The 6,824-nt window shown below is 59.3% G+C and carries 10 protein-coding genes and 2 pseudogenes; 9 read left to right on the plus strand and 3 right to left on the minus strand.

Annotated features, from left to right (window positions below; all coding sequences use genetic code 11):
• From T370_RS23240 to T370_RS0120750, 8 genes are all read left to right on the plus strand, one after another.
• On the plus strand, positions 1-430 hold a 430-nt coding region (locus T370_RS23240; RefSeq protein WP_029434758.1), incomplete at its 5' end, for an HNH endonuclease.
• Positions 396-530, plus strand: a complete 135-nt coding sequence (locus T370_RS26150; protein WP_009367990.1) for a hypothetical protein — start codon at positions 396-398, stop codon at positions 528-530. The genes T370_RS23240 and T370_RS26150, both read left to right, overlap by 35 nt.
• Positions 531-534: 4 nt before the next feature.
• Complete coding sequence (locus tag T370_RS23935) at positions 535-1,392, plus strand: ERF family protein (protein ID WP_009367989.1); 858 nt, start codon at positions 535-537, stop codon at positions 1,390-1,392.
• Between the two features lie 57 nt (positions 1,393-1,449).
• On the plus strand, positions 1,450-1,911 hold the full coding sequence (locus T370_RS0120730) for a single-stranded DNA-binding protein (RefSeq protein WP_009367988.1): 462 nt from the start codon (positions 1,450-1,452) through the stop codon (positions 1,909-1,911).
• A 21-nt stretch (positions 1,912-1,932) separates the two neighbouring features.
• On the plus strand, positions 1,933-2,886 hold the full coding sequence (locus tag T370_RS0120735; RefSeq protein ID WP_029436868.1) for a DUF1351 domain-containing protein: 954 nt from the start codon (positions 1,933-1,935) through the stop codon (positions 2,884-2,886).
• A 74-nt stretch (positions 2,887-2,960) separates the two neighbouring features.
• Positions 2,961-3,887, plus strand: a complete 927-nt coding sequence (locus T370_RS23940; RefSeq protein ID WP_051643934.1) for a hypothetical protein — start codon at positions 2,961-2,963, stop codon at positions 3,885-3,887.
• Positions 3,881-4,147 (plus strand): hypothetical protein, encoded by a 267-nt coding sequence (locus tag T370_RS0120745; protein ID WP_029436870.1) that lies wholly within the window; start codon positions 3,881-3,883, stop codon positions 4,145-4,147. Before T370_RS23940 ends, T370_RS0120745 begins: the two co-directional genes overlap by 7 nt.
• Complete coding sequence (locus T370_RS0120750) at positions 4,134-4,331, plus strand: hypothetical protein (RefSeq protein ID WP_029436871.1); 198 nt, start codon at positions 4,134-4,136, stop codon at positions 4,329-4,331. The genes T370_RS0120745 and T370_RS0120750 overlap by 14 nt, the downstream gene beginning before the upstream one ends.
• Before the next feature lie 58 nt (positions 4,332-4,389).
• Here the strand turns inward: T370_RS0120750 and T370_RS0120755 are convergent.
• Positions 4,390-4,829 (minus strand): annotated as a pseudogene (locus T370_RS0120755) (IS5 family transposase); the annotation flags it as partial.
• A 64-nt stretch (positions 4,830-4,893) separates the two neighbouring features.
• On the opposite strand from T370_RS0120755, the pseudogene T370_RS24655 reads away from it, so the two are divergent.
• Positions 4,894-5,139 (plus strand): annotated as a pseudogene (locus tag T370_RS24655) (transposase); the annotation flags it as partial.
• 201 nt (positions 5,140-5,340) lie between these two features.
• Here T370_RS24655 and T370_RS0120760 read toward each other — a convergent pair.
• Positions 5,341-6,183 (minus strand): MBL fold metallo-hydrolase, encoded by an 843-nt coding sequence (locus T370_RS0120760; RefSeq protein ID WP_029436873.1) that lies wholly within the window; start codon positions 6,181-6,183, stop codon positions 5,341-5,343.
• Positions 6,184-6,462: 279 nt separating this feature from the next.
• Positions 6,463-6,824, minus strand: a 362-nt coding sequence (locus T370_RS0120765; protein WP_029436874.1) for a tyrosine-type recombinase/integrase, incomplete at its 5' end; no start/stop codon positions are given.

Consider the following 6,824-nt stretch of genomic DNA (forward strand, 5'->3'; position numbering starts at 1 on the left):
CGTGCTCTACAGGAACAAAGACGGCGAAATCACAAAAGGAATCAACGGGGCGCAGGATGCTTTCAACGCCTTTCTTGATCAGCGGAAGTGGGAGGGCGGGGGAAAACGTGAGCGGAGGCCCCGAAATGCCCGCGAGCGTAACCTGTTGATCCGTTCCATCGCGGAAAGGGACGGTTGGGTCTGCATGTACTGCGGGCGGGTCCTGACCCCCGAGACGGCAACCGTGGAACATATCGTGCCGCTTGCCGGAAACGGACTGGACAGCTTGCGGAACCTGACCCTTGCCTGTGCCTCATGCAACAATGAGGCGGGACACCTGAGCGCCCGACAAAAACTGGATTTGGCAATGAGAAGAAGGTTGCTGACCATCGCCAATGAATTGCAGGAGATCCGTGATGAACTGGACGGACGACGCTTACCCCGAACTTGATGGGGACTGGACGGACGAGGAACTCATGATCGCGGCGGGCAATGCCGCCTTTGCGCGGAACCGGCGCAAGCACACGGAAACGGAAGAAGGCGGGGAGTAAGTATATGTGCGATACCCATAGCGAACAGATCAACGAACTGGCGAAGGCCCTTGCCGCCGCGCAGGGCGAGCTTGAACCCGCAGAAAAGAACTCCACCGCCGCCGTCGGGAAGGAGGGAAAGCTCAAGCGCAAATACGCTGACCTGACGGCGATGATCGACGCCGTCCGCAAGGTGCTTCCGAAGCACGGCCTCTCCATCGCGCAGATTGTCCTCCCCTCGGAAGGGGTTGCGCACGTCAGGACGATGCTGATGCACGAGTCGGGGCAATGGCTGGCATCGGAATGCAGGATGCCATACGACAATACAGGCTCCAAGAACGCCATCCAATCAATGGGAAGCGCCATCACCTACGCCCGGCGCTATTCCCTTTCGGCGTTGGTCGGCGTGGTGGCCGACGACGATGACGACGGGGAAGGCGCATGGAGGCGGGACGATGACCGGGAACAGCCCCGGCGTAACGTTCCCGAGCCAGCCCCTCAGCCCAAGCCCGAGCGTGTGGATCTCGCCGCCCTCGCTAAGGAGTTGAGCGAAGTACGGGACTGTGCGGGGTTCGTCGCCTGTTACAACCGCCATCGGATTACCGAGGGACACCCCGACTACGAGGCGGTCAAGAACATGTTCGGCAAGAAGCGCCGGGAGATCGAGGCCAAGGCCGAAGCCGAAGCCGGAACCCCGCCCGAATTCGTGCCGCTGGACGCCGTGATCGCCGCCTTTGAAGCGGCGGAAACCGTAACCGCGCTCAAGGAGGCGGCAACCCGGCTCGGCATCCCGGAAAACCACCCGGACAGTGGGGCCATCTACGCCGCCTACCGGGAACGGCAGCGCAAGATCGAAGCGCAGGACAAGGAATGCGCCGCGTAACAACAGCCCCGCCCTGATAATCAGGCGGGGCTTTTCTTTCCCTCAGCAGGAGATTGTATGAGCAGCCTCAACAAGGTGATGATCATCGGAAGGCTCGGGCGCGATCCCGAGATGCGCTACACCCAGGCCGGAAAGCCCGTATGCAGCCTGAACGTGGCTACGGATGAGGGCTACACCAACGACCGGGGCGAGAAGGTCGACAAGACGGAATGGCACAAGGTCGTCTTTTGGGACCGGCAGGCCGAAACCTGTTCGCAGTACCTCGCCAAGGGGAGCCTCGTGTTCATCGAGGGCAGGCTCTCCACCCGCAAGTATCAGGATCAGCAAGGGCAGGACCGCTACGTCACCGAGATTCAGGGGCAGCGCGTCCAGTTCCTCGACCGCAAGGCGGACGGCGACGGGCAACAGGGCCGACAGGGAGGCGGACGCCAGACACAGAGGCGGCACTCCGCCGACTATGAAGACCTCGGCCCCGCCTTCCCTTCCGAAGCCTCCGGCCTCGATGACGTGCCTTTTTAGGCAAAACCAATAGGATAGAATATGGCACAGACCGCAGAAATTCTGGAAGCCCTCCCGCCCGCGCAGGAGCAACCCGCCGGGCTCGCCCTGCTGGACCTGAACGTCACCGCGACGCCGTTGGTCATCACATGGGACAAGGACGCCGTGTCCACGCTGTTGGATACCGTCCTAGCCCAGTATGCGGGGCTGGAGGTACAGGAAGCCGACGTGCCCGCCATCAAAAACGAAATGGCGGGGCTGAACAGGCTCAAGGAACGGATGGACAACGCCCGGAAGGACATTAAGCGGCGGATTGCCGGGCCGCTGGACGGGTTCGACGCCGAGGTCAAGGCGCTGATCGCCCGCATCGTGGATGCCCGCGCTGCGCTGGACACGCAGGTCAAGGACTTCGAGCGGCGCGACCGTGAAGGCCGGCGCGCGGCCGTCCAGTGTGTCGTCGACAACATCAAGAGCTGTGAAGGCGTGCCGGAACTGGACATCCCCATCAACCCTTCATGGCTGAACAAATCCACGAGGCAAGCCGAGATCCACGAGGATATCAAACGGATCATCGCCGCATACAAGCGGGAGTGCGAAGAAACCCGCCGGATGGAACAGGCCAAAGCCGACCGCATCGCGCTGGTGGAGGCCACGGCAAAGGCTCAGGCGGAACAACACGGTTTCGCGCTTCCCCTGTCGAAGTTTGCGGCCTGCCTGACGCCGGACATTTCCGGCGAGGACGCCGCGGGCATCATCGGGCAGGTGTATGCGGCGGAAGCCGAGGCCCGCGAAGAGAGCAAGCCCGCCCACGTCGTCAAACCTGCGGAACCGCGCCCCGATTCGTTCATTGAGCGGGAGGAGGGCTTTCCCTTCGCCCCGCCCGTGAACGTGGCTTGTACCCTGACCCTCAGCGTCAAGTACGCGCCGAAGTATGAGGATACCGTACAGGAGGCGCTTGCCATGCTCCGCACGGTCGGCGTGGTCACTGTCTTCTAACCTTCCGGCGCCCACCTCCCGCGCCGTCCCCATAGAGCCCGCCGGGGGGCATGTACCCCGGCAAAGGACTTTTCATGAGTCAGGAACAACAGGACGCCACGGATTACGTCCGCGTCACCCTCACCATCCATGAGTTCTCCGAAGACGGCGAATGCTGCATCGTCTCGGACAAACACGGCCACGGTACGAAACTCTCTACCGACGCCTTCCTGCATGACGCCGAGGACATAGACGTCGGCGACACCATCGCCTGCGACATCCTGCGCGAGGCGTGGGAAGACACCGGGCTCACCCCGGACGATGCGGGGCCGCATGACGTGCGCGCCTGCGGGCGGGAAAACATCGAGGTGCTGGTGGATCTCACCGATGAACAGCTCCTTGATCTGGGCTCCGAAATGGCGGACGCCCTGCGCGAACGCGACAAGCTGGAAACGGAACTGCTCGCCGTGAAGAAGGACTACAAGGCACGCATCGACCTTTCCGTCTCCAAGGCTGCGGAAGCGGCAGCGGAATACCGTTCCGGCAAACGGTTTGAAACCGTCTCCTGCGACCGCTTTGAAGATCGGACGACGATGGAGGTCGTATGGTGCGATTCCGTGACGGGCAAGGAAATCAGCCGCCGCCCGATGACCGCCGAGGAGCGGCAGCACCGCCTTGAACTCGTCACCCCGGACAAGCCCGCGGACAACGGCGAAGGCCGGGCGGAAGTGCTCACCTTGCCCGCGCCGCCCGTCGCCAACGCCCGCACCTGCCTGTCGTGCCGCCACCTTTCCGCTGACGGCACGGAAAAGGCCGAGCCCTGCATGGCCTGCGCACAGGCAAACGGCGGTGATGCCGACAACTGGGAACCGCGCCGCGAGTGCAAGACCTGCGCCCACGTCACCAGCACCGTGGACGGCTTCCCCTGCGGCGGGTGCAGCCTGAACCCCGATCCCGGACACGGCGGCGACGAGGACCGCTGGACATGGAAGGATGCCCCGAAGGAGGGAATACCGTGCTGACCAGAGAGCAGGCGAAAAAACAGCCCTGTCCGCTGATGCCGATGGCCAAAATCTATGAGCACCATGTCAACGGTGTCCAGCTCAACTGCGAGATCATCGAATACGAAAAGTGGACGGGCGAAGAATGCCCCAAATGGCGGGACGGAAAAGTGGACGGGGGAAGGTGTTCCTATAATGGGGATTGTAGGAAAGCAGTATCAACTGTGCTTCCTGCCCCGACCGCTACGGCTACTGTGGAGGCTGACCATGCCCGGTTATGACAACCCGAACCGCCCGGAATGGACGGGCAAGCGCAAGGCAAAGAACTTCGCCCGCATCAACGCCGCCTGCAAGGGTCTGAAAACATCCGGCGGCAAACCGCCGACGGACTGCCCCAAGTGCGGCACAAGCCACAAGTTCGCGGCCTGCCCCGTGTGCGGGTGCCCGCGACCGAAGAAGAGATAGCACCCCACGCCCCGCCCTCCCCCGGCGGGGCTTTTCATACCCCAAACCGTGGGCCGCGCATATGTCCTTCCGTCAGCAAAAGCAGGACAGGACGCCCGTGCCCATCACAAACGGCATGAAGTTTGGAATTCAGGCCACCTTTTGTTCGTCCTATGAGGCGCGAAGAATCCCCTTTTTGAGCAGGCTTGCCGCCGTGCGGTGAGCCTTGAGGTGAGTGGAGTCGATCATCAGTGAGCCATCAAAAGACGTTTTGTTGGCCAACTCAGTGAAAATTTTATTGAAAACACCGAGTCTGCTCCACCTGATGAATCGATTGTACAGCGTTTTGTGCGGGCCGTACTCATCAGGTGCATCCTTCCACTGAAGCCCGTGCTTGATGACGTATATGATGCCGCTGACGACGCGTCTGTCATCGACACGCGGAGCACCGTGAGAACGGGGAAAGAACGGTTTGATACGCTCCAACTGGCTTTCGGAAAGATAAAACAGGGTACGCATGCGACACCTCCATGCCCTCTGCATACCCTGTTTTTGTTCCTTTGAAAATAACGAGTCCTGACCCTATGACGCGAGTTGGTTGCGGGAATCTCTAAAAGCCAAAGGGATAACCGTCTGCATACCACCGCGGAAAACCAGAAATGAAGAACTTCCTTTCGACAAGACGCTGTATAAAGGTCGCCATCTTATTGAAAATACATTCAGCAAGTTGAAGGACTGGCGACGTATCGCAACCCGATATGACCGCTGTGCCCATACTTTTTTCTCAGCCATTTGTCTTGCTGTCACTGTTCTCTTCTACCTTAATTAACGAGTCCTGACCCTACCGTGCCCGGCGTGTGGAAATCCCGATGCAGTTGTTTCTGTGACTACAAGAGCTGCTGTGTACTGCCCTATGTGTGGTATGTGCGGGCCTTGCTCCCCAAAGGTCGATACGGAATATGTTGTCAGACAATGGAACGCTCTTCCTCGCGCCATAACGAGGCACCAAAAGACAAAATCATGCGGGCAATCAATCCCTTGTATAGTGATTCCCAAAAGTGCCTACTGCATCACCCTGCTGAGGGTATTGCCCGGGACTGACAGGGAAGCGCGAGGAAGAGATCTCAACGATATTCTTATGGGTAAGGATCCAGGGTTCGCAAGGCTGGAGCGTGCTCAACACGGTATTGACGCCATGCATCAGGTAGTGAATCGGGATGGTCACACCCGGCTTATAGGCTTCCATAATGGCGTCAGCCTGTCCGTAACTCAGAATATGTTCGCTTTCGTCCACGGGGATAAACAGTACGTCGATGGGCTGCTTTCTCAAATACTCATCCACAAAGACCTCAGGAACGGGCCTGTTGTCCCCCCAATGCACCAACGTGATCCCGCCTGTCTCCACCACGTATATCACATTGTCCATATGCAGGTTGTTTGTCGGAGGCGCAAAGTCCTCCCCTGTGTCCTTTTGGATATCCGTCCAGCGCGTCTTCCCAACGGAAGCGGACATATGCTTATCCGCCAAGCCGGTGATGCGGATATCCCCCAGAGTGTACGTCCCCACCATACGCTCCATGGTGATGAGCGCCTTCGGGATATGCAGCGCATCATGATCAAAATGGGCATGTGTGGAAAGCGCGATGTCCACTTTGACTTCTGGGAAGTCGACTGGAAACCACCAGCCCCATGCGGGATCGTTGCGCCACGGATCTATCAGGACGGACAAACCCAAAGGGGAAACGATCCGCACGCAAGAATGCCCGAAATAATCCACCAGAACCGGTGTGGAGGAAGGCACCTGTTTTCCCTCCTGAACACTCCGCAACTTCTCGTTGTTGATCTCAAATGACTGAGCTCTCGAACCTTCCATAAGGCCTCCTCGCGGGTTGCAGTGCTAATGCTATGGAATGAAAGGCTAACCCTGTATAATCTAACTATCATGTCCCAAGGCTTTGTCAATCCAGAGCGTCAGGGGCGCATAAGGAGAGAATATTCATGGAAGACAGATTATTACGTCTGAAGGAAGTACTTGAGGTCATCCCCGTTTCACGGGCGACATGGTACCGAGGCGTCTGGGCGGGATTCTATCCTCAGCCGGAAAAACATGGCCGCTCTTCCCTCTGGCGGATGTCCGCCTTGCAAAAAGTCATCACAGGGAATCAAGAAAATCAGCCCACGCCTGCATCATCTGCCGACGCTCGGTGATGTATTCCGCCCGATTATACGCGGAACGGACTTTGTTTTTATCAACGTGTGCGAGCTGGCGTTCGATAACATCCGAGCGCCAGCCCATTTCGTTGAGCAAGGTGGACGCCATACTGCGGAACCCATGCGCGGTCATCTCTCCGGCAAACCCCATCGACTGGAGCGCGCACCGGACTGTATTCTCACTGATCGGGCGTCGCCGCCTCCCCTGCCCCGTAAAGATGTAAGGCTGCGTCCCATTGACGCGCCGCATCTCCTCCAGCACAGCAATGGCCTGCCGCGACAGCGGAACCATATGCTCCCGCC

This window comes from Bilophila wadsworthia ATCC 49260 (genome assembly GCF_000701705.1).
Lineage (GTDB): Bacteria > Desulfobacterota > Desulfovibrionia > Desulfovibrionales > Desulfovibrionaceae > Bilophila > Bilophila wadsworthia.